Here is a 19,596-nt window from a genome sequence, read left to right as displayed (position 1 = left end):
TCTCGATAAATCGCAAGTGATTGCCTTGAGCTTAATTCGCGGAAAATTGACGCAAAAATCTTCGCACGGCCCCGGTCTCGTAAATTTTCCATTGATGCTGCGGCCCGTGACCTTCCGGGGCCGCGCGTCCACCATTTCGAAACCATGCGGCGGATGGTGAAACCCTGTGTTCACCATCCTCACCGAAGACGTCGTCAAATCGTCTAAAAAGCTCCGCGATGACACGGTGTCCGGCTGCACGCGTTGCCGCCTTAGCACTCGTTTAAGGTCGCTCTGACAGGTTGGCTCAACGACAAGGAGGCGTTCCGGCGCGTCTTCTCAAGACGATTGAGCCGAAGCGCGAGACCCGTGACAGTTTTGAGTATCATCCGCGATTGTCTCGATGCGCTGCTGCATCCCTCCGCGCGTTACGATGCGCTGACGCGAGCGCGCCATCGTGCCTTCATGGCGCCGCGGCTGCTGGGCAGCCTGGCAGCGTTTGCCGCATTCCCTGTTTATCTTGCCATGCGTGGCGCGCCGAGCGCAGTCGAGGTCGCGGCCTTTGCCTGGCTGATCGCGCCGATCATGCTGTCCTGGTTCCTGTCGCGGACCGGCCGCTACGAGGGCGCGCACGTGCTGTCGTCGCTGGCGCTCTCCGGCCTGATCATGGCGGTCGCGGTCACCACCGGCGGAATCGATTCGTTCGCGGCGGTCTGGCTGGTCGTGGTTCCCCTCGAAGCTGCGCTGTCGGCCTCGCGCCGCGTCGCGGCCTTCGCCTCGCTGCTCGCGCTGTCCTGCGCGGGGATGCTGATCCTCGTCAGCCAGCTCGGCTGGTTGCCGGTGGAGGAGCCGAGCGCTGCGCAGCGCGGCGTGCTGATGGCCTTCGGCGTTGCCTCGGCCACTCTTTATGCTGCGGGCCTTGCCTTCGGCGCGGAATCGCTTGCGCGCACCAGTGTCGCGCTGCTGTCGCGCGAGGAGGAGCGCTATCGCCTGCTCGCGCGCAACATGAGCGACGTCATCTCGCGGCACCAGCGCAACGGCGCGGTGCAGTTCATCTCGCCGGCCGCCGAGGCCATGCTCGGCCTATCAGTGACGCAGCTGCACGGTCACGGCCTGTTCGACCGCGTCCATGTCGCCGACCGTCCGGCCTATCTCACCGCGTTGTCGGATGCCGCGCGCGGCGACGTGCGCAGCGTCGAGTTCCGGGTGCGGCGCGAGCCTGCCGGTTCGGAGCGAGGCCAGGTTGATTTCATCTGGGTCGAGATGCGCTGCCGGCCGCTCGACCAGGATCGGGACCGCGATCCCGCGCGTGAGGCCGAGGTCGTCGCCGTGATGCGCGACGTCACCGATCGCAAGCATTCCGAGCAGGCGCTCGATCAGGCCCGCAGCGCTGCGGAAGCCGCCGATGCCGCCAAGACGCGCTTCCTCGCCACCATGAGCCATGAGCTGCGCACGCCGCTCAACGCCATCATCGGCTTCTCGGAGATGATCGCGCAGGAGCAGACCCTGATGCTGGGTGCGGCCCAGCGCAAGGAATATGCCCAGCTCATCAACGATTCCGGCCAGCATCTGCTCTCGGTCGTCAACGGCATCCTCGACATGTCGAAGATGGAATCGGGCAATTTCGAGATCGCATCGGAGCCGTTCGCGCCGCGCGCCTCGCTGCTGCATTGCTGCAACCTGCTGGCGCTGAAGGCGCGCGAGAACGGCGTCGACCTCGTCACCGACGCGCCGCAGGACCTGCCGGTCATGACCGGCGATCCCAGGGCCTTCAAGCAGATCGTGCTCAACCTCGTCGCCAACGCCGTCAAGTTCACCGAACGCGGCGGTCAGGTCTCCGTATCAGCAGCGGTGACCGGATCGCAGCTCACGCTGCGCATCAGCGACACCGGCGTCGGCATCGCGCCCGACGATCTCAAGCGCATCGGCGCGCCGTTCTTCCAGGCCGGCAAGACCTATCAGCGCCGTCACGAAGGTACGGGACTTGGATTGTCCATCGTCAAGAGTCTTGTGGCATTGCATCTCGGCGAATTGACGGTACAAAGCCGGTTAGGTGAGGGCACCGCCGTCACCGTCAAGCTGCCGCTCGTCTATACACCGCCGCAAGCCAAACCGGTCGAGAGCAAGGTCACGACCTTGACGCCGGTGCCGCGCCAAGAACTTCAGAAAGAAGAAGAACTCAACGATCAACGTCACGACCAACCCGCTCCGGTGAAGAAAAGTGCCTAAGAAGTCTGCCAAGGACGAAGCTGCTCCGCGCCGCCGTGGTGCCAAGGGTGGGGCCAAGGCTGCGGTCATCGATGTCGAGACCGAGCGCAACCTCGTGATGCGCGTGCTGCTGCACAGTCCGAAGGACACGCTGGCCGGCCTCGTTGCCGTTGCCGCGATCGGTGCGATCGTCGCCAATGCGCTGTTCCTGCAGACCGGCCGGCATCCTGCGCCGATGTTCGGCACCGTGATCAATCTTCCTGCGCCGTCCTCGGTGCCGCTGTCGAATCCCATGCCGCGTCCGCGCCCGGTCGGCGCCGACACCTCGCCGCTCGAACCTAAGGCCACCGAGTTTCGCGTCGAGCCCAAGCCGGCCGAGCGCGTCGCCGAGAAGCCGGTGGAGAAACCGGTCGAGGCGACCGCATCGACGCCGCGCGCGGGCAACGATCCCATGACCAATCTGGTCAAGGCGACGACCTCGACGGCGCCGTCCGCGATCCGTCCGCCGGCGCCGATTCCGATGCAGAGCCCGGCCGCGCGGCGCATCGCCGGCGTGCAGCGCGCGCTGTCCGAATACGGCTATGGCAATCTGAAGATCACCGGCACGATGGGCGGCGAAACCCAGTCCGCGATCCAGAAGTTCGAGCGCGAGCACAAGATGCCCGTCACCGGCCAGGTCTCCGACCGCCTGCTGCGCGAGCTCGCCGCCGCGATCGGCCATCCCGTCGAATAATCGTCAGGCTTGCTTGCAAGGCTGGTGCTGATGGCGGCCCTGGCCTATCGTCCTTTCCATGCGTTTGAAATCCAACATATGGGTCGCGGCCTACTTGCGTCGCTGCCAGACCGAGGGCGTGTTCGGCGCGGTGCGCCGCCGCGGCGCCGAGGAGGCGGGCGCGGTGTTCGTGAAAGTGTCGCTGCTCGACGGCAATGCGATGCTCTACGTGCCGGCGCCGCAGACGGTTTACGACGACGGTCGTCCCGTCGATCGCTTCTTCGTGCCGGTGGCGCCGCAGCCTCTGCCGGAGCACACGATCGAGGAGCGCCTGACCAAGGAGCTTCGCTTCGATCCGGATGCGTGGATCGTCGAGACCGAAGACCGCGCGGGGCGGCATTTTCTGGAACTGGGGAAGACGTAACTGCTGCCTCACCGTCATTGCGAGCGCAGCGAAGCAATCCAGACTGTCTCCGCGGAGGGACTCTGGATTGCTTCGCTGCGCTCGCAATGACGAGTCCGGGGCGGGCTGCATGCCTAACTCGCAGCGTCACTGCCCACAGGGTCAAGCGCGAGAAATTCAGCGCTCCGACGACCCGCCGGTGCCGGTGCGCACCGTTGGGCTGGAGCCCGGCTGCACGCCCGGCCGCGTCTGGCTGGCGCCGGCGCGGGCGCGCTGGCGTTCGCCGTCATGCAGCGATGACTGGTACTTTGCCCGCGTCACCGCGAGCGTCGAGCCGCGCCAGGCTGCCAGCATGACCAGTGCCGAGCGGTCGTCGAGGCGGTCGTAGAGCCGCGACAGCCGGTACACCTCGTTCACGGAATTGCCGATCTCCGGCTTGAAGAACAAGAGAATGCGCTGGAAGTTCGGGCTCGGCATGTCGAGCGCGCGCGCGGCGACCGCGAGTGCTTCGCCGCCGGTATCGTCGACGATCTGCGCGGCGACGCGCGAGGGCAGGATCAGGCTGTCGCCGAGCTCGAGGGTGAAACTCTCGACGTCGCCCGCGATCGCCGCCATCTCCAGGATCTGGAACGCGCGCTTGGCGCGCACGGTGGGAATCCGCGGCGCGGCCTTCAGCGGCGTCTGCGCCAGATTGTGCAGGATCAGCGCGCGCTCGGAGGCGGAGGCGCGGAAGAACATGTCGTGGATCTCGGCGGCGTCCTTCGGCTGCATCGCCATGTTCGCCGCCATGTGCTGCTCGGCCTCGGTCGGCGCGCGCACCGGGGAGGAGGCCGGCGCGGGCGCGGGGATTTCGCGTGCCAGCGGAATCCTGCGGCCTTCCTGGGCCGCGACCAGCCCGAGCTTCTGCAGCACCGGGACCGGCGTCTGCGGATAGACCGCGAGCTTGGCCTTGATAGCCGCGCGCGTCGCGTCGTCGACCTGGTCGATCAGCCGCGTCGCAAGCTCAATGAACTGGCGCTGCTCGTCATCGCTGTGGACGCGCGTCTGGACATAGAGGTCGGTCAGCACGCGCAGCAGCGTCGGCCGAACATCGACGCCTTCGCGACGGGAGAGGCTCATCAGCCCGTCGAATCCGGGAAACAGCGACTTGGTCATGGGAGGCGTACGCAACTCGGAGAAGATACTTGGGGCGAGCCTAGCGCAGGTTCCTTTAAAGGCTCGTTAAGGAAAACGAGGCGTGAAGCCGACCCTTAAATTTGAGGCCTTCTCGTGCCGCAACGGGACGGCGGGGCTGGTCCGTGCAGTTACGGTCCAAAGGGCATGTTTACACCCCGTTAACCATGAGCTGATCTTAATGATCGCCATGTTGCAGGGGCGTATTTGATCGCGCGGCAATTGAGAGAGCTGACATGGGGACCATCATCGAATTTCCGGCCGGTCGCCGGGTAGGCTCGTCGGGGGACGTCACACCGCACGCGGACATGGGAACGATTCTGATTCTCCCGGTGATCCGCATCGAGCGCGAGAGCGACGAAACCAGCGGCGATCGCGGACCGGAGCAGGGCACAGCGCCGGGGCGCCGTCGTCGCCGTCGCTAGGTCCGGCTTTTTGCAATGCCGGACCTCATCCGCCATATCCGGCCTTTCGTATCGGCCGTCCTGCTCGCGCTGCTCGGCGCGACGTTGGGCGCCTGCAGCGGCGGCGATTTCGGCCGCACCCGCGCCGACATGCGCAGCGACGACATGCATCGCTGGCTGGGCGCCGAGGCCACCGGCAGCGTCGGCCTGCAGGCTTCGCAATTCCAGCTCACCGACGAGGAACGCCAGCTTCGCGACCTCGCCTATCCCATGATCGAGCCGCCGCTGTCGCGCCCGGCCTGGAAGAGCGTGTTCGGCGACTACAAGCCGCTGCCATCGCCCTGGCGCCAGAAGATCGTGTTCGACCGCACCATGTACGGCCGCACGCTGATCGACGAGCCGCACCGCTCGCATTCCTCGCGCTATGCGCAGCTGATTGAGGACGTCCGCAACGACATCACCCGCTTCGAGCCGTTCTTCGCCAGCGCGATCCGCGTCATCGATCTCGACAGGAAGCGCGACGCCACCATGGCGCGCGTCTCCGCGCTCTCGCCGCGGGAGAGGGACGATGCGGTCGCGCGCATGCAGGAGAACTCGCTGATCGTGCAGTGGGTGCAGCAGTGCCTGGAGCAGCGCGTCTCGTCGTATCGTTGGGCGCTGGAGCGCCTGGTGATTCAGGCGCCCGACGGCATGGCCGCCGACGCCGACCGCCTGATCGGCGAGCTCGCCGCCCAGACCGCCAACCCGCCGGTCATGAGCCAGCCGCCTTACGGCCGCGCGGTCGTCTCGAAGGGCTGAGTCGTTTGCGCGCGCCGGGCCGTTGTCCGGTCGGCTCTGGCATTCGCCGCTGTTTCTGAAGCTTCCCGACAAAATCCTTCAGCGCATCCGCGAGCGGCGCTGATGCGCGATAGGCCAGCCCCACCTCGCGTTTGACCTTGACCTCGATCTCTCTGATCGCGACATCAGGATTGCCCTTCGCCACGCCTTCCGGGACGATGGCGATGCCGACGCCGGCGGCGACCAGCGCCATCGCCCAGTCCTCCGATTGCGCGATCGCCGCGGTCTGGCGCCGCTGCGCATTGCGGCCGAAAAATGCGCTCTGCTCGCAATGGCAGCGGTCGATCAGCGGGACGTCGGCGAGATCGGCAGCGCGGAGCTTCTCCTTCAGCGTCAGCGGATGCGACGGCGGCAGCGCCGCGACATAGCGCTCGCTCCACAGCGCGACGAAATGCTCGTCATCGCGCAGCATGGTCTTTGCGATGATCCGCGCGTCGGCGCGCTCGTCGCTGCCGACGAGGCGGAGCGCGATGTCGCTGCGCGCCGTCAGCGGCTTCAGGAGCGCGATCGTCCGCGGCACGTCGAGCGTGCGCATCAGGCCCAAGGTCACCGTGGTCTTCGTGTTCGGCTTTTTGAACAGGCTGCGCGCGGCATCGGCCTCGTCGATGATGCGGCGGGCGATGGTGTGAAACTGCTCGGCCGAGGCCGTGGGCGCAACGCCCTTCTTGTGCCGGATGAACAGGGCGGTGCCGAGCTCGGCCTCCAGATGGGTGATCGCGGTCGAGATCGACGGCTGCGACACGAAGCAGGCGCGCGCCGCCGCGGTCAGATTGCGCTCGCGGTAGACGGCGGCGAAGTAGCGAAGCTCGCGGATGTCCATAGGATAGGCCTAGAGATAGTATCAATATTCGATATTTTACCTATGGCATCAGCGATGGCAAGAACGCTCCCGTCACAACAGGCGAGGGCCATCCATGAAAATCCACCATCTCAACACCGGCACGATGTGCCCAGTCGGCCGCCGCCTGGTGAACGGCACCGGCAGCCTGTTCCAGCGCGCCCGCCTGGTCTGCCATTGCCTGCTGGTCGAGACCAATGACGGGCTCGCACTGGTCGATACCGGCATCGGCCTTGGCGATATCGCAGCGCCCGGCCGGCTGGGCCGGCGATGGCTGCGGCAGACCGCGCCGAAGCTCGATCCCGCGGAGACGGCCGTGCAGCAGGTGAAGGCGCTCGGCTATTCGCCAGGCGACGTGCGGCACGTGCTGCTGACGCATCTCGACCGCGATCACGCCGGCGGCGTGCCCGATTTTCTGCATGCTGCGATCCATGTCCATCGCGCCGAACACGACATGGCGGTGCTGCGCAAGCCGGCGCCGCCGGAAGGACGCTACGTCACCGGGCAGTGGAGCCATGGACCGCGTTGGGCCTTCTATGGCGAGGAGGGCGAGGACTGGTTCGGCTTCAAGGGCGTGCGCGCGCTCGGCGACAAGGAAACGGACGTGCTGATGATCCCGCTCGCCGGTCACACGCTCGGCCATTGCGGCATCGCGGTGCGCTCAGGCGAGAAATGGCTGCTGCATGCCGGCGACAGCTATTTCCATCACGCCCAGCTCGACGCCTCGCCGCGCGCGCCGCTGATGCTCGGCTACTTCCAGCGCCGCGGCGACATGGACCGCAGCATGCGGATCGCCAACCAGGATCGGCTACGCGCGCTGAAGCTGAACCACGGCGACCGCGTGAGGATCGTCAACAGCCACGATCCCGCCGACTACGAGCGCTGCCGCTGCGGTGCGCACCAGGTGTTGAAACCAGAGCCAACCGTTCGTCGAGGCGACCGGACCGGATCAAGCTGAACCGCCCGCCGCAAGCTCACGCGTGATCCACTCGGCAAAAACGCGGATCGGCCGACGCTGCCGGCTTGCGCGTGGAAAAACGAGATGATGGCCGACATAACGGATGTCGACCGAGCGTCCGGCAAGGGGCGCAACCAACCGCTTCGTCGCGATCTCGCGTTCGGCAAGCCGCGTTGATTCCAGCGTCACGCCGAGGCCGCTCGAAGCCATCGCGATCGCCAGGAAGCTGCGATCGAAGCGCATGCCGTGAATGGCCGGCGCTTCGAGCCCGTTTGCGGTGAACCATTGGTGCCACTGCACCTGCTTCACGTCCGAGCGGATCAACACCTGATCGAGCAGGTCCTTCGGTTTGCGGATTTTTTTCGCGAGTTCGGGGGTGCAGAGCGGCGTCACGGTTTCTTCACCCAGCGAAACGACCTCGACGCCGTCTGCCCTCGGCTGGCCGTATACGATGTCGATGTCGAAGTCGTCGTTGCTGAACCGCGCATATTCGGTGTTGGCGGCAAGCCGTACCTCGAGCTTCGGCTCTGCGGCCATGAAGCGGGCGAGGCGCGGGGCAAGCCATTGGGCGGCAAAGCTCGGCGCGCAGTGCACCCTCAACAATTGCGGGCCGCGGCCCGCGACCTCTTCGATACCCCGGCGCAGATTGTCGAACGCGGCACCCGCATGACGCATCAGGTTCTCGCCCGCCGGTGTCAGCCGGACCGCCCGGGCGCTGCGCTCGAACAACGTGGTGCTCATCGCGCTTTCGAGCTTGCGAATGGCGTGGCTCACCGCGCTCGGCGTGAGATGAAGCTCGTTCGCCGCGCCCCGGAACGAGCCGGTGCGTGCGGCCGCCTCGAAGGCGCGGATGGACGATATCGGAATACTGGACAGCAACATCGGACAAGTGAACCAAATTCACCCATGCAAGACAACAGCGCGTTTGTGGGAAAGCGGGCGGCGGCATTATCAACCGCGCCAAGAACAGCGGCGCCTTCGGGCCCGGCAACAGGGAGGAGCGAATGCTGCTACGCGGCAAGACTGCAATCATTACAGGAGCCGCCTCTCCGCGGGGTATTGGACTTGCAACCGCCCGCCGCTTTGCGGCCGAAGGGGCCCGGGTCGCGATTCTCGACATCGACGGCCCTGCGGCGGAAGCCGCCGCGCGCAGCCTTGAATCCGCAGGCGAGCCGCATCTCGGGCTCGCCTGCAACGTGGCCGACAAGCATGCCTGCATCAAGGCCGTCGAGGCGGTCATCGCAAAATTCGGCCAGATCGACATCCTCATCAACAACGCGGGCGTGACCCAGCCCGTGAAGCTCCTCGACATCAAGCCCGAGGATTGGGACCGCATCCAGGACGTCAACCTCAAGGGCATCCTGTTCCTGTCTCAGGCCGTGATCCCGCACATGCAGAAGCGCAAGACCGGATCGATCGCGTGCATGTCGTCGGTCTCCGCCCAGCGCGGCGGCGGTATTTTCGGGGGACCGCACTATTCGGCGGCCAAGGCCGGCGTGCTCGGGCTTGCCAAGGCGATGGCGCGCGAGTTCGGCCCCGACGGCATCCGCGTCAACTGCGTGACGCCGGGCCTGATCGGCACCGACATCACCGCCGGCAAGCTCACCGACGAGATGCGGACGAAGATTTTGGAGGGAATTCCGCTCGGCCGGCTCGGCGAGGCTGCTGACGTCGCCGGCATCTACACTTTCCTCGCCTCCGACCTCTCGGCCTACGTGACCGGCGCGGTGATCGACGTGAACGGCGGCATGCTGATCCACTGAGCGGAGGGGAGAAACCATCATGGCAACACCGACACTCGCAAACGCGCCGACGCTTGCCCAGCGCGCCCGCAGCATCCGGCGCAATGCCTTGCTGATGGGCGAAGTCCAGGGCCAGGGCTACATCGCGCAGGCGCTCGACATCGCCGATGTGCTGGCGGTGGCTTACTTTCACGCGATGCGTTTTCGCGCCGAAGATCCAGCCTGGGAAGGCCGCGATCGCTTCCTGCTGTCGAACGGACACTATGCCATTGCACTCTATGCGGCCCTGATCGAGGCCGGGATCATTCCCGAGGCTGAACTACAGACCTACGGCTTCGACGAGAGTCGCCTGCCGATGTCGGGCATGGCGTCCTATACGCCGGGCATGGAGATGTCCGGCGGCTCGCTGGGCCTTGGCCTCGGTATCGCCGTCGGCATGGCGCTCGGGCTGAAGCGAAAGAAATCGGCGGCGCGCATCTTCACGCTGTTCTCGGACGGCGAGCTGGACGAGGGCTCCAAATGGGAAGCCATCATGTCGGCCGCCCATCACAAGCTCGACAATCTGATCGCAATCGTCGACGTCAACAATCAGCAGGCTGACGGTCCCTCGAAGCAGATGCTCGGCTTCGAGCCGCTGGTCGACAAGCTAGAGGCCTTCGGCTGGTTCGTGCAGCGCGTCGACGGCAACGATCTCGATGCGGTGGTCGGGGCTTTCGATGCAGCGATGTCGCATGCCGAGCCGAAACCCCGCATGATCGTTGCCGACACCTTGATGGGCAAGGGCGTTCCGTTCCTGGAGCAGCGTGAGAAGAATCATTTCATTCGCGTCGAGCCGCATGAATGGCAGCTCGCACTGTCTGCACTGAACGCGGGAGACCAGTCATGAAGTCCGCCGGATCGACACCGCCCGGAAAGCCGCGGCTGACCACGTCGGCCATGATCGCCTCGATCGCGGCGGAAGGTCAGCGCACCAAGCCAGCCCCCTTCGGCCACGCGCTCGTCGAGCTCGCGCGCAGCCGCGAGGACGTGGTCGGCATGACTGCCGATCTCGGCAAGTACACCGACCTGCACATCTTCGCGCAGGCCTTTCCCGACCGCTACTACCAGATGGGCATGGCCGAACAGCTCCTGTTCGGCGCAGCCTCGGGTCTGGCGGCTGAAGGCTTCATGCCGTTCGCGACGACCTATGCGGTGTTTGCCTCGCGCCGGGCCTACGACTTCATTCACCAGACCATTGCGGAGGAAGACCGCAACGTGAAGATCGCCTGCGCGCTGCCGGGCCTGACCTCGGGCTACGGACCGAGCCACCAGGCCGCCGAGGACCTCGCGCTGTTTCGCGCAATGCCCAATATGACGGTGATCGACCCCTGCGATGCGCATGAGATCGAGCAGATCGTGCCGGCCATCGCCGCGCATCGCGGGCCGGTCTATATGCGGCTGTTGCGCGGCCAGGTGCCGCTGGTGCTCGACGAGTACAACTACCGGTTCGAGCTCGGCAAGGCCGCGCTTCTGCGCGACGGCGCCGACGTCCTGATCATCTCCTCGGGCATCATGACAATGCGTGCGCTGGAGGCGGCCCAGGCCCTGTCGGAAGACCGCGTCAACGTGGGCGTCCTGCACGTTCCGACGATCAAGCCGCTCGATACCGAGGCGATCCTGCGCGAAGCCGCCAAGCCCGGCCGCCTGGTCGTCGTCGCCGAGAACCACACCGTGATCGGCGGGCTCGGCGAAGCCGTCGCGGCGCTGCTGATGCGCTCGGGCGTCCATCCGGCCTTCCGGCAGATCGCGCTTCCGGACGAATTTCTTGCCGCCGGCGCGCTGCCGACGCTGCACGACCGCTACGGCATCTCGACCGCAGAAGTGAAGCGGCAGATCAAGGAGTGGCTGCGCTAGCCGCGCACGCAGCCAACCCTTCACGTCCGTGAAGCCGACCTGCTTCGCGGCAACGCCGCGGAGAACGAGAGCTGCTGTCCAATGCTGGCGCATCGAGAGCCGGCCAGCAGCAACACCCGGTGGCGAAAGCCGCCGCTGCTGATCAATCCATGCTCAACGGGAGGAATCGATGCCAACGCGGAAACCAATCACCCTCAGCCGCCGCAAGCTGCTCATGGCCGGCGCGGCCGTGCCGCTATGTGCCATTCTCACCCGCCCGGCCTCGGCCGCGGAGTTCCCCTACAAGCTCGCGACCGGCCAGGACCCGACGCATCCCGTCAACGTCCGTGCCAAGGAAGCTGTCGACCGCATTCGCGAGGCGACGAACGGCCGGCTGGAGATCAATCTGTTTCCGGCCAACCAGCTCGGCTCCGATACCGACCTGCTGACGCAGGTCCGCAACGGCGGCGTCGAGTTCTTCAACCTGTCGTCGCTGATCCTCGCGACGCTGGTCCCGGCGGCGGGCATCGTCAACCTTGGCTTTCTCTTCACCAGCTATGACGCGGTCTGGAAGGCGATGGATGGCGAACTCGGCGCCTATATCCGCGCACAGATCGCCAGGACACCGATCATGGCGGTGTCGAGCCCCTGGGACAACGGCTTCCGCCATGTCACCTCGTCTGGCCGTGAGATCAGGGCGCCTGAGGATCTGAAGAACTTCAAGCTGCGCGTGCCGGCCGCACCCAATCTGACGTCGCTGTTTCAGGCGCTCGGGGCGGGACCGGCACCGATCAATTTCAACGAGGTTTACTCCGCCCTGCAAACCAAGGTCGTCGACGGGCAGGAGAACCCGCTGCCGATCATCGCCACGGCCCGGCTCTATGAGGTGCAGAAGACCTGCTCCCTGACCGGGCATGTGTGGGACAATTACTGGATCCTCGGCAACAAGCGCGCCTTCGAGAAGCTGCCCAAGGACGTGCAGGAGATCGTGACGCGCGAGCTCGATCGTTCGGCCAAGGACGAGCGCGCCGACGTCGCCAAGCTCAGCGAATCGCTGCGCGCCGATCTGACCGCCAAGGGCATGCAGTTCATCGACGTCGACCGCGGCGCGTTCCGCCAGGCGCTGGCGAAGACCAGCTTCTATGCCGACTGGAAGACCAAGTTCGGCGATGAGGCCTGGGCGCAGCTCGAGAAAGCGGCGGGCAAGCTGTCATGACCGCGATCAACCATATGCCTGAGGTCGATCAGGGCGCCGCAGTCGCGGCGTCTCAATCCGGTGTGCGTCTGTGGGCCGCCAGGGCCAACAGGGCGCTTGGTCATGTGGTTGCGATCCCGGCGGCACTGCTGGTCCTGGCCGAGATCATCGTGTTGTCGGCCGGCATCGTCGGCAGGTACGTTTTTCACGCTCCGATCATCTGGGCTGACGAGCTGGCCGGCATCCTGTTCCTGTGGCTCGCCATGCTGGGATCGGTGATCGCGTTCCAGCGCGGGGAGCACATGCGGATGACGGCCATCATCGGCATGCTTCGCCCCAATGCGCGCGCATTCCTGGACGTCGTCGCCGCCGCAGCATCGTTGGCGTTCCTCCTGCTGGTGATCCACCCGGCTTACGAGTTCGCGGCCGACGAGGTGTTCGTCACGACGCCCGCGCTCGAGATCGTCAATAGCTGGCGGGCAGCGGCGTTACCCGTCGGCATCGGCTTGATGCTGGTCGCGGCGGTGCTGCGACTGGTTCGGATCGCGGGCCTGAGGGATCTACTCACCGCGGTTGCGCTCGTTGCCGGGATCATCGCGACGCTGGTGCTGGTGGCGCCGGTGCTGAAACCGCTCGGTAATTTCAACCTGTTGATTTTCTTCGTCGTCATCGTCGGCGCCATGGTGTTGGCGGCGGTGCCGATCGCCTTTGCCTTTGGTCTTGCTACCGTTGGCTATCTGGCCCTGACGACAAGCGCGCCCGATGTCGTCATCATCGGACGTATGGACGAAGGCATGAGCCATCTGATCCTGCTGGCCGTGCCTCTGTTCGTGTTCCTCGGCCTGCTGATCGAAATGACCGGCATGGCTCGAGCCATGGTGGGCTTTCTCGCCAGCCTGCTCGGACACGTACGCGGCGGCCTGCACTATGTGCTGGTCGGCGCGATGTACCTGGTGTCGGGAATCTCGGGCTCCAAGGCGGCCGATATGGCCGCAGTGGCGCCCGTGCTGTTTCCGGAGATGACCAAGCGCGGCGCCAAGCCCGGCGATCTCGTCGCGCTGCTAGCGGCGACCGGCGCTCAGACCGAGACCATACCGCCCTCGCTCGTGCTGATCACGATCGGCTCGGTGACGGGCGTATCGATCGCGGCGCTGTTTACCGGCGGTCTGCTGCCCGGCATCGTGCTGGCGATCGGGCTCTGCTCCGTGGTCTGGTGGCGATATCGCGGCGAAGACCTCTCGCATGTGAAGCGCGCGACGGGGCGCGAGATCGGCCGCGCCTTCATCATCGCGATTCCGGCGATGGCTCTGCCCTTCGTCATCCGCGCCGCGGTGGTCGAAGGGGTTGCGACGGCGACCGAGGTGTCGACCATCGGCATCGTCTACTCGGTCCTCACGGGGCTCCTGATCTACCGGCAATTCTCCTGGCGCCGGCTGTATCCGATGTTGGTGGAGACCGCGTCACTATCCGGCGCGATCCTGCTCATCATCGGTGCTGCGACCGGGATGGCGTGGGCTCTCACGCAATCGGGTTTCTCGGCCTCACTCGCGAAGTTCATGACCGCGCTGCCGGGCGGAACACCGGTCTTCCTCGGCGTAACCATCGTGGCCTTCGTCATTCTAGGCAGCGTGCTCGAAGGCATCCCGGCCATCGTTCTGTTCGGGCCGTTGCTGTTTCCGATCGCACGCCAGGTCGGCGTGCACGAAGTGCACTACGCAATGGTCGTCGTGCTCGCGATGGGCATAGGCCTGTTCGCCCCGCCGTTCGGCGTCGGCTACTACGCGGCCTGCGCCATCAGCCGCATCAATCCCGACGAGGGTATCAAGCCGATCGTCGGCTATATCGTGGCTTTGCTGATCGGCACGCTCGTGGTTGCCGCGATACCCTGGATTTCGACCGGCTTCCTCTGAGGTCGCCGTCACCGCTGCCCGTCGTGCACCGAGATCTCCGACGCCTTGAGGCCGCCGATGCGCGCGTGGGGGCGGCCGCCCGTTGCCATCACGAGGCCGAAGGCGATCTCGTCACGGCGTGGCGAATCCCACAGCGTCATCTCCGCGGTGCCGAAATGACTGCGGACATAGGCCGCATGGATGTGACCGAGCGGCACCATCAGGCGCGTGCCGGGCCCGCCGATGGTCTTCGCCGCCGGAACGATCGCCTTCGGCTGTCCTTTGGGCTGTCCCAGCACCTCGCGCATGCCGTGGCCGCCGGCCTCGTGCCAGACGGCGCCGTGCTCGAGCTCGCCGTCCTCGCCGACGATGATGCCCTTGCCATAGGCTTCGATGCGCTCGGCGCCGCCGAGCTGCGCGATCAGCCCGGTTGCGAGCTCGCGCCCGAGCTCACGCAAGGAGGCCTGGAACGGCATCAGGTCAAGTTCATAGCGACCGGCGAAGGGATTGCGGACGACTGCGATGGCCGTCCCGACCAGCAGCGGCTTCTCCAGCCGCGGGCCGCGCTCGTGCCAGACGGTCTCGACGCTGAGCGCGGTCTTGCGAATGTCGTGGGACATGCGCGGTCTTACGCCTCGTCCACGACGGGATTACTGAGCACGCCGATGTTCTCGATCTCGACCTCGACCACGTCGCCGGGCTTGAGGAAGATCGGCGGCTTGCGGGTGAAGCCGACGCCGGCCGGTGTGCCGGTGGCGATGACGTCGCCGGGCACGAGGTCGAAGATGGTCGAGCAATATTCGATCAGCCGCGGGATCGAGAAGATCAGCATCGAGGTGTCGGAGGACTGCACGGTCGCGCCGTTGACGCGGGTCTCCAGCTTCAGCTTGGTGGGATCGCCGATCTCGTCGGGCGTGACCAGCCACGGTCCGAACGGACCGGTGCCGACGAAGTTCTTGCCGGAGGCGATCTGCTGGGCGTGGCGTTGCCAGTCGCGCACGCTGACGTCGTTGTAGATCGAGTAGCCGGCGACGTGATTCCAGGCATCGGCCTGGCTGATGTGACGACCGCCCTTGCCGATGACGACGGCGAGCTCGCCCTCCCAGTCGAAATTGTCGGAGACCTTCGGCCGGATCACCGGCGCGTTGTGCGCCACCTGCGAGCGCCAGACCCGCAGGAAGATCGGCGGGAACTCCGTGATCTCGCGCTTCATGCCGAACGCCACCGCCTCGTTGTGGTGGTCGAGATAGTTGCGCACGGCGCAGACGATCTTTTCCGGGCGCGGGATCACCGGCAGATATTTGACGTCGCTCAGCGCCAGCGTCGGCTTGTGCCCGGCGACGATGGCCGCGCGGCGCGCATAGTCGTCGCTGCCGAGGAAGTCGGCGAGGGTCGGGTACTGGGGCAGGGCGCGGCCGAGATCCACCACGCCGTTTTCGACAACGGCGCCCCAGCTTTCGCGATTTCCGTCCAAGAACGACAGCAGCTTCATGGTTTCGCCCCAAGGGTTTCGATTTTCGATGAGATGTATTATTTTCGAAAATCAGCCCGGGCGCAAGGCCGCCGTGTGCGAAAATGCGGTTGCGCTATTCGGTGTCGAGCAGATGGCCCGCGTAGGTCGCGACGTTATCGGAGGTCGAGCGGATATGCGCCTCGATCAGCTGCACGGCCAGATCGGCATTACGCGAGATCGCGGCCTGCATGATGGCCTGGTGCTCGCCTGCCTTGTCGCGCGGACGCGGGCGGAAATTGGCGGAGAGGTGCCGGTAGCGCTCGGCACGGTCGAACAGCTCGGCGCGAATGGCGAGCAACGTCGCCGAGCCGCAGGCGGACACCAGCGCCTGGTGGAACTGGCGATGGGCGATCTTCCATTCGGGGTCGCGCAGCGGATGCTCGGGATCGCGCTGCTCGATCCGCTTCAGGCGGTGCAGCGTCGAGATCACGGCGATTTCCCAGTCATCGTCGCCGCGCTCGATCGAGCGGCGGATCAATTCCACCTCGATCAGCACCCTTGCATCGGTGACCTCCACCAGATCCTGGCGACTGACCGGCGCCACGCGAAATCCGCGCTGCTCCTGGGCGTCGACCAGTCCTTCCGCGGCGAGCGCCGTCAGCGCCTCCCGCAGCGTCGTAAAGCTCGCGCCGAAGCGTTCGCGCAGCACGTCGAAGCGCAGCGGCTCGCCCGGCGGAAGGCCGCAGGCAATGATCTCCTCGCGCAGCCGATGGGTGATATCGGCGGCAATGGTCTTGCCGAATTCCTTGCGGGGGCGGATGGCGCTGTCGGGCATGGGCCTGCCAATGAATCGATGGCTCAAGATGCCGCGGCAACGACCATCTTGCAATAATTTTCGTAAACGGTATGATTTTCGAAAATACGGTTCTGGGGAGCGAGAAGACATGAGGGCAGTGCTGGTGCGTCAGCCGGGTGGGCCGGATGCACTTGAGGTGGTCGAGCTTCCGGTGCCCGTGCCGGGCGCAGGCCAGGTGCAGATCCGGGCCGAGGCGTTCGGGGTCGGGCAGCCCGACGCGCTGATCCGGCGCGGCGTCTACAAATGGATGCCGCCGCTGCCGGCCAATCCCGGCAACGATGTCGCCGGTCGCATTTCCGCGCTCGGCTCTGGCGTCGAGCGCTTTGCCGTCGGCCAGAAGGTGCTGCTGAGCGCGCGCGATCTGTCCCAGCGCGGCGGCTGCTACGCCGACTATGTGGTCGCACCCGCAGATGCCGTTCACGCGCTGCCCGATCATGTCGATCTGCAAGCCGCCGTGTGCATGTCGAACTACCAGGTGGCCTACGCGCTGCTGCACGAGTGCCGCCATCCGCGCGCACCTAGCAGCGCGCTGGTGATTGGCGCGGCCGGCGGTGTCGGCACCGCGCTGGTGCAACTGGCAAAGCTCGCGGGGATGACCGTGATCGGCACGGTCTCGACCGAGGAGAAGGCCGCGTTCGCGAAGGCGAACGGCGCCGATCACATCATCTTCTACCGCAGTGAGGATGTCGTGGCACGGGCGCGCGAGCTGACCAAGGGCGAGGGTGTCGGCCTCGTGCTCGATCATGTCTGCGGGCCGGAATTCACCGCCTATCTCGGCGCGCTCGGCAAATGGGGCACGCTGCTGTCGTACAACGCCTTCGCCGGATTGCCGGAAGAGAATTTGATGGCGGCGATGCGCAACCATCTCGACATCTGTCCCGCCGTGCGCTGCTTCTCCTTCCACATCTATGACCATGATCGCGACGGCCGCCGCGCCCTGATGCGCAGCGTGATCGAGGCGCTCAGCCGCAATGCGATCAAGCCGGCGATCTCGGCAGTGCTGAAGCTCGACGAGGTCGGCAAGGCGCACACGCTGCTGGAGCAGGGCTCCGCGCTCGGCAAGATCATCATGACGCCATGAGAGGGTGGACCGCACGATGACACAAGCACCCATTGCACGCTTCACCCGGCTGCGGCACGCGACCTTCACCTCGCCTGATCCGGAGCGGCTGCTCGACTATTATCGCGGCGTGATCGGTCTCGGCCTCGTCGCCCGCGACGGCGGCCGCCTGTTCCTCGCTAGTGATTCCGAGCAGCTCTCGCTCGTGATCGAGCGAGGGGACGCCGCGCTGAAGAGCATCGCCTTCGAGATATCTCCTGATGTCCAGCTGGAGGCGCTGGGCGCCGCGCTGAAGCAGGCCGACTTACGGCCCGAGCTCCACAGCGATTCCCTGCCGGGCGTGTCCCGGCTGCTGTCCTTCAGCGACCCCGAAGGCACGCGCTTCGAACTGCTCCAGGGCTGGACGCCGACGCCCGCGCAGGAACTGATCGGCGGGCTCGCGATCGCCAAGCTCGGCCATGTCGCGCTGCGTACGCCCGATCCGCAAGCCGCTTCGGAGTTTTATGCTGATGTGATGGGCCTGCGGGTCTCCGATTGGATCGAGGACCGCTTCGTCTTCATGCGCAGCGGCTTCGAGCACCACACGCTCAACTTCGCTCGCGCGCCGGAACGCAGTCTTCATCACTTCGCCTTCGAGCTGCGGGGGCCCGAGCACATGCATCGCGCCTGCGATCATCTCGCGCGGCACAAGCTGCCCGTGCTGTGGGGGCCGGTGCGCCACGGCCCCGGCCACAACACCGCGATCTACCACCGCAATCCCGACGGCCATCTGGTCGAGCTGTTTTGCGATCTCGACCGCATGACCGACGAGGCGCTCGGCTATTTCGAGCCGAGGCCGTGGCATCGCGATCGTCCGCAGCGGCCAAAAATCTGGGTCGGCCTGCCGCGCGACGTCTGGGGCATGGCGCCTTCGCCTGAATGCACGGAGTTCGCGCGCTAGCGGATTTGAGTTCGAACGGAAGATCGCCGCGCGCGCTGCGGCCAAAGACATAACAATCAAGGGGAGAAGCATCCATGCGAGGGATGAAGCGGCTTGCTGCGGCCATTTTTCTGCTGGGCGGTTGTCTTGCAACCAATCTTGCGGCGGCGGACACTTATCCGTCGCGCCCGATCCGGCTGCTGCACGGATTTGCCGCGGGCGGTGCGGCCGATACGCTGTCGCGCATCATCGCCGACGGGCTCTCGAAGAAGCTCGGGCAGCCGATCATCGTCGAGGCCAAACCCGGCGCCGGCGGCAACATCGCGGCGGACGCGATCGCAAAGGCCGCGCCCGACGGCTACACGCTCGGGCTCGTCACCGGCGCCCACGCGATCTCCGCAGCGACCTACAAGAGCCTCGCCTACCAGCCCGCCGAGAGTTTCGACATGATCTCGACGCTGGTGTACTACGCGCTGGTCATCGCGGTGCGCAACGATCATCCCGCAAAATCACTCGGCGACCTCATCGCTATCGCGAAGCAGAAGCCCGGAGCGCTCAGCTTCGGATCGGTCGGCTTCGGCAGCACGCATCACCTTGCCGGAGAGCTGCTGAACGCGGCGGCAGGCGTCGAGATCGTGCACGTGCCCTATCGCGGCGATTCGCAATCCATCACCGCGCTGCTCGGCGGCGAGGTTCCGGTCATTGTCGGCACGCCCGTCCTGCTCGCCCCGCAGATCCAGAGCGGTGCGATCCGCGGTCTCGCGGTGACCTCGCCGACGCGTACCGCGCTGCTGCCCGATGTCCCGACCGTTCAGGAGGCCGGCATCAAGGGCTACGATGTGCGCACCTGGGCCGGCCTCCTGGCCCCGAAGGGCACGCCGCCCGCGATCATGGCGACGCTTAATGCAGCGACGCTCGAGGTGCTCAAGGACCCCGAGATCAGGCAGCGCCTGGAGATGGCCGTCGGCGGCGAGGTCCGCGGCAGCACGCCGGCGGAGATGAAAGCGCTGATCGAGACCGAGATCGTCAAATGGACCGGCGTGGTGGAGCGGGCGAAGCTCCCGAAGATCTGAAGTGGGGGAGCTTGCCCGCTGTCCC

At 66.0% G+C, this 19,596-nt stretch carries 20 protein-coding genes; 14 read left to right on the top strand and 6 right to left on the bottom strand.

The features are described 5' to 3' along the window. Positions 1-348: 348 nt before the first annotated feature. Genes N2603_RS30615 through N2603_RS30605 form a run of 3 tightly spaced genes read left to right on the top strand, consistent with a single transcriptional unit; the run spans position 349 to position 3,323 of the window. Complete coding sequence (locus N2603_RS30615) at positions 349-2,208, top strand: PAS domain-containing sensor histidine kinase (RefSeq protein ID WP_260385059.1); 1,860 nt, start codon at positions 349-351, stop codon at positions 2,206-2,208. Next, positions 2,201-2,920 (top strand): peptidoglycan-binding domain-containing protein, encoded by a 720-nt coding sequence (locus tag N2603_RS30610; RefSeq protein WP_260385058.1) that lies wholly within the window; start codon positions 2,201-2,203, stop codon positions 2,918-2,920. Before N2603_RS30615 ends, N2603_RS30610 begins: the two co-directional genes overlap by 8 nt. 58 nt (positions 2,921-2,978) lie before the next feature. After that, entirely contained in the window at positions 2,979-3,323 is a 345-nt protein-coding gene (locus N2603_RS30605) for a DUF1491 family protein (protein WP_260385057.1), read from the top strand. Positions 3,324-3,479: 156 nt separating this feature from the next. Here the strand turns inward: N2603_RS30605 and N2603_RS30600 are convergent, their stop codons facing one another. Further along, positions 3,480-4,457, bottom strand: coding sequence for a DUF2336 domain-containing protein (locus tag N2603_RS30600; protein WP_260385056.1), 978 nt, complete (start codon positions 4,455-4,457; stop codon positions 3,480-3,482). Positions 4,458-4,711: 254 nt separating this feature from the next. On the opposite strand from N2603_RS30600, the gene N2603_RS30595 reads away from it, so the two are divergent. Next, the gene (locus N2603_RS30595) at positions 4,712-4,900 is read left to right on the top strand and encodes a hypothetical protein (RefSeq protein ID WP_018647854.1); all 189 of its coding nucleotides are present in this window, start codon (positions 4,712-4,714) and stop codon (positions 4,898-4,900) included. Between the two features lie 15 nt (positions 4,901-4,915). Next, entirely contained in the window at positions 4,916-5,677 is a 762-nt protein-coding gene (locus N2603_RS30590; RefSeq protein ID WP_260385055.1) for a hypothetical protein, read from the top strand. Here N2603_RS30590 and N2603_RS30585 read toward each other — a convergent pair. Further along, positions 5,631-6,536, bottom strand: a complete 906-nt coding sequence (locus tag N2603_RS30585; protein WP_260385054.1) for a LysR family transcriptional regulator — start codon at positions 6,534-6,536, stop codon at positions 5,631-5,633. The two genes, N2603_RS30590 and N2603_RS30585, sit on opposite strands and share 47 nt — an antisense overlap. A 94-nt stretch (positions 6,537-6,630) precedes the next feature. On the opposite strand from N2603_RS30585, the gene N2603_RS30580 reads away from it, so the two are divergent. Beyond that, positions 6,631-7,512 (top strand): MBL fold metallo-hydrolase, encoded by an 882-nt coding sequence (locus N2603_RS30580; protein WP_260385053.1) that lies wholly within the window; start codon positions 6,631-6,633, stop codon positions 7,510-7,512. On the opposite strand, the gene N2603_RS30575 is transcribed toward N2603_RS30580, so the two are convergent. Further along, positions 7,504-8,391 carry a LysR substrate-binding domain-containing protein gene (locus N2603_RS30575; RefSeq protein ID WP_260424299.1) on the bottom strand — a complete coding sequence of 296 codons (888 nt, stop codon included), beginning with the start codon at positions 8,389-8,391 and terminating at the stop codon, positions 7,504-7,506. The two genes, N2603_RS30580 and N2603_RS30575, sit on opposite strands and share 9 nt — an antisense overlap. A gap of 125 nt (positions 8,392-8,516) precedes the next feature. Here N2603_RS30575 and N2603_RS30570 point away from each other — a divergent pair, with 125 nt between their 5' ends. From N2603_RS30570 to N2603_RS30550, 5 genes are all read left to right on the top strand, one after another. Next, entirely contained in the window at positions 8,517-9,275 is a 759-nt protein-coding gene (locus tag N2603_RS30570) for an SDR family NAD(P)-dependent oxidoreductase (protein WP_260385052.1), read from the top strand. Between the two features lie 19 nt (positions 9,276-9,294). Beyond that, positions 9,295-10,140, top strand: coding sequence for a transketolase (locus N2603_RS30565; RefSeq protein WP_260385051.1), 846 nt, complete (start codon positions 9,295-9,297; stop codon positions 10,138-10,140). Then, on the top strand, positions 10,137-11,147 hold the full coding sequence (locus tag N2603_RS30560) for a transketolase family protein (protein ID WP_260385050.1): 1,011 nt from the start codon (positions 10,137-10,139) through the stop codon (positions 11,145-11,147). The genes N2603_RS30565 and N2603_RS30560 overlap by 4 nt, the downstream gene beginning before the upstream one ends. 169 nt (positions 11,148-11,316) lie before the next feature. Further along, the gene (locus tag N2603_RS30555) at positions 11,317-12,342 is read left to right on the top strand and encodes a TRAP transporter substrate-binding protein (protein ID WP_260385049.1); all 1,026 of its coding nucleotides are present in this window, start codon (positions 11,317-11,319) and stop codon (positions 12,340-12,342) included. Continuing rightward, the gene (locus tag N2603_RS30550; RefSeq protein ID WP_260385048.1) at positions 12,339-14,231 is read left to right on the top strand and encodes a TRAP transporter large permease; all 1,893 of its coding nucleotides are present in this window, start codon (positions 12,339-12,341) and stop codon (positions 14,229-14,231) included. The genes N2603_RS30555 and N2603_RS30550 overlap by 4 nt, the downstream gene beginning before the upstream one ends. An 8-nt stretch (positions 14,232-14,239) precedes the next feature. Here N2603_RS30550 and N2603_RS30545 read toward each other — a convergent pair whose 3' ends face one another. From N2603_RS30545 to N2603_RS30535, 3 genes are all read right to left on the bottom strand, one after another. Then, a complete protein-coding gene (locus N2603_RS30545) occupies positions 14,240-14,830 on the bottom strand; it encodes an amino acid synthesis family protein (RefSeq protein WP_260385047.1) in 591 nt (196 codons plus the stop codon). Positions 14,831-14,838: 8 nt separating this feature from the next. Further along, complete coding sequence (locus N2603_RS30540) at positions 14,839-15,702, bottom strand: fumarylacetoacetate hydrolase family protein (protein WP_260385046.1); 864 nt, start codon at positions 15,700-15,702, stop codon at positions 14,839-14,841. Between the two features lie 94 nt (positions 15,703-15,796). Continuing rightward, positions 15,797-16,498, bottom strand: coding sequence for a GntR family transcriptional regulator (locus N2603_RS30535; RefSeq protein WP_260385045.1), 702 nt, complete (start codon positions 16,496-16,498; stop codon positions 15,797-15,799). Between the two features lie 109 nt (positions 16,499-16,607). On the opposite strand from N2603_RS30535, the gene N2603_RS30530 reads away from it, so the two are divergent. The 3 genes from N2603_RS30530 to N2603_RS30520 all read left to right on the top strand — a co-directional run bounded on the left by N2603_RS30530 (position 16,608) and on the right by N2603_RS30520 (position 19,571). Continuing rightward, on the top strand, positions 16,608-17,600 hold the full coding sequence (locus tag N2603_RS30530) for a zinc-dependent alcohol dehydrogenase family protein (RefSeq protein ID WP_260385044.1): 993 nt from the start codon (positions 16,608-16,610) through the stop codon (positions 17,598-17,600). 16 nt (positions 17,601-17,616) lie between these two features. Then, a complete protein-coding gene (locus N2603_RS30525) occupies positions 17,617-18,519 on the top strand; it encodes a VOC family protein (RefSeq protein WP_260385043.1) in 903 nt (300 codons plus the stop codon). A gap of 74 nt (positions 18,520-18,593) precedes the next feature. Continuing rightward, the gene (locus N2603_RS30520; RefSeq protein ID WP_260385042.1) at positions 18,594-19,571 is read left to right on the top strand and encodes a tripartite tricarboxylate transporter substrate binding protein; all 978 of its coding nucleotides are present in this window, start codon (positions 18,594-18,596) and stop codon (positions 19,569-19,571) included. Positions 19,572-19,596: the final 25 nt, after the last annotated feature.

The sequence above is a fragment of the Bradyrhizobium huanghuaihaiense genome (assembly GCF_025200885.1).
GTDB classification, from domain to species: domain Bacteria; phylum Pseudomonadota; class Alphaproteobacteria; order Rhizobiales; family Xanthobacteraceae; genus Bradyrhizobium; species Bradyrhizobium huanghuaihaiense.
This window is presented reverse-complemented; position numbering and strand designations above follow the sequence as displayed.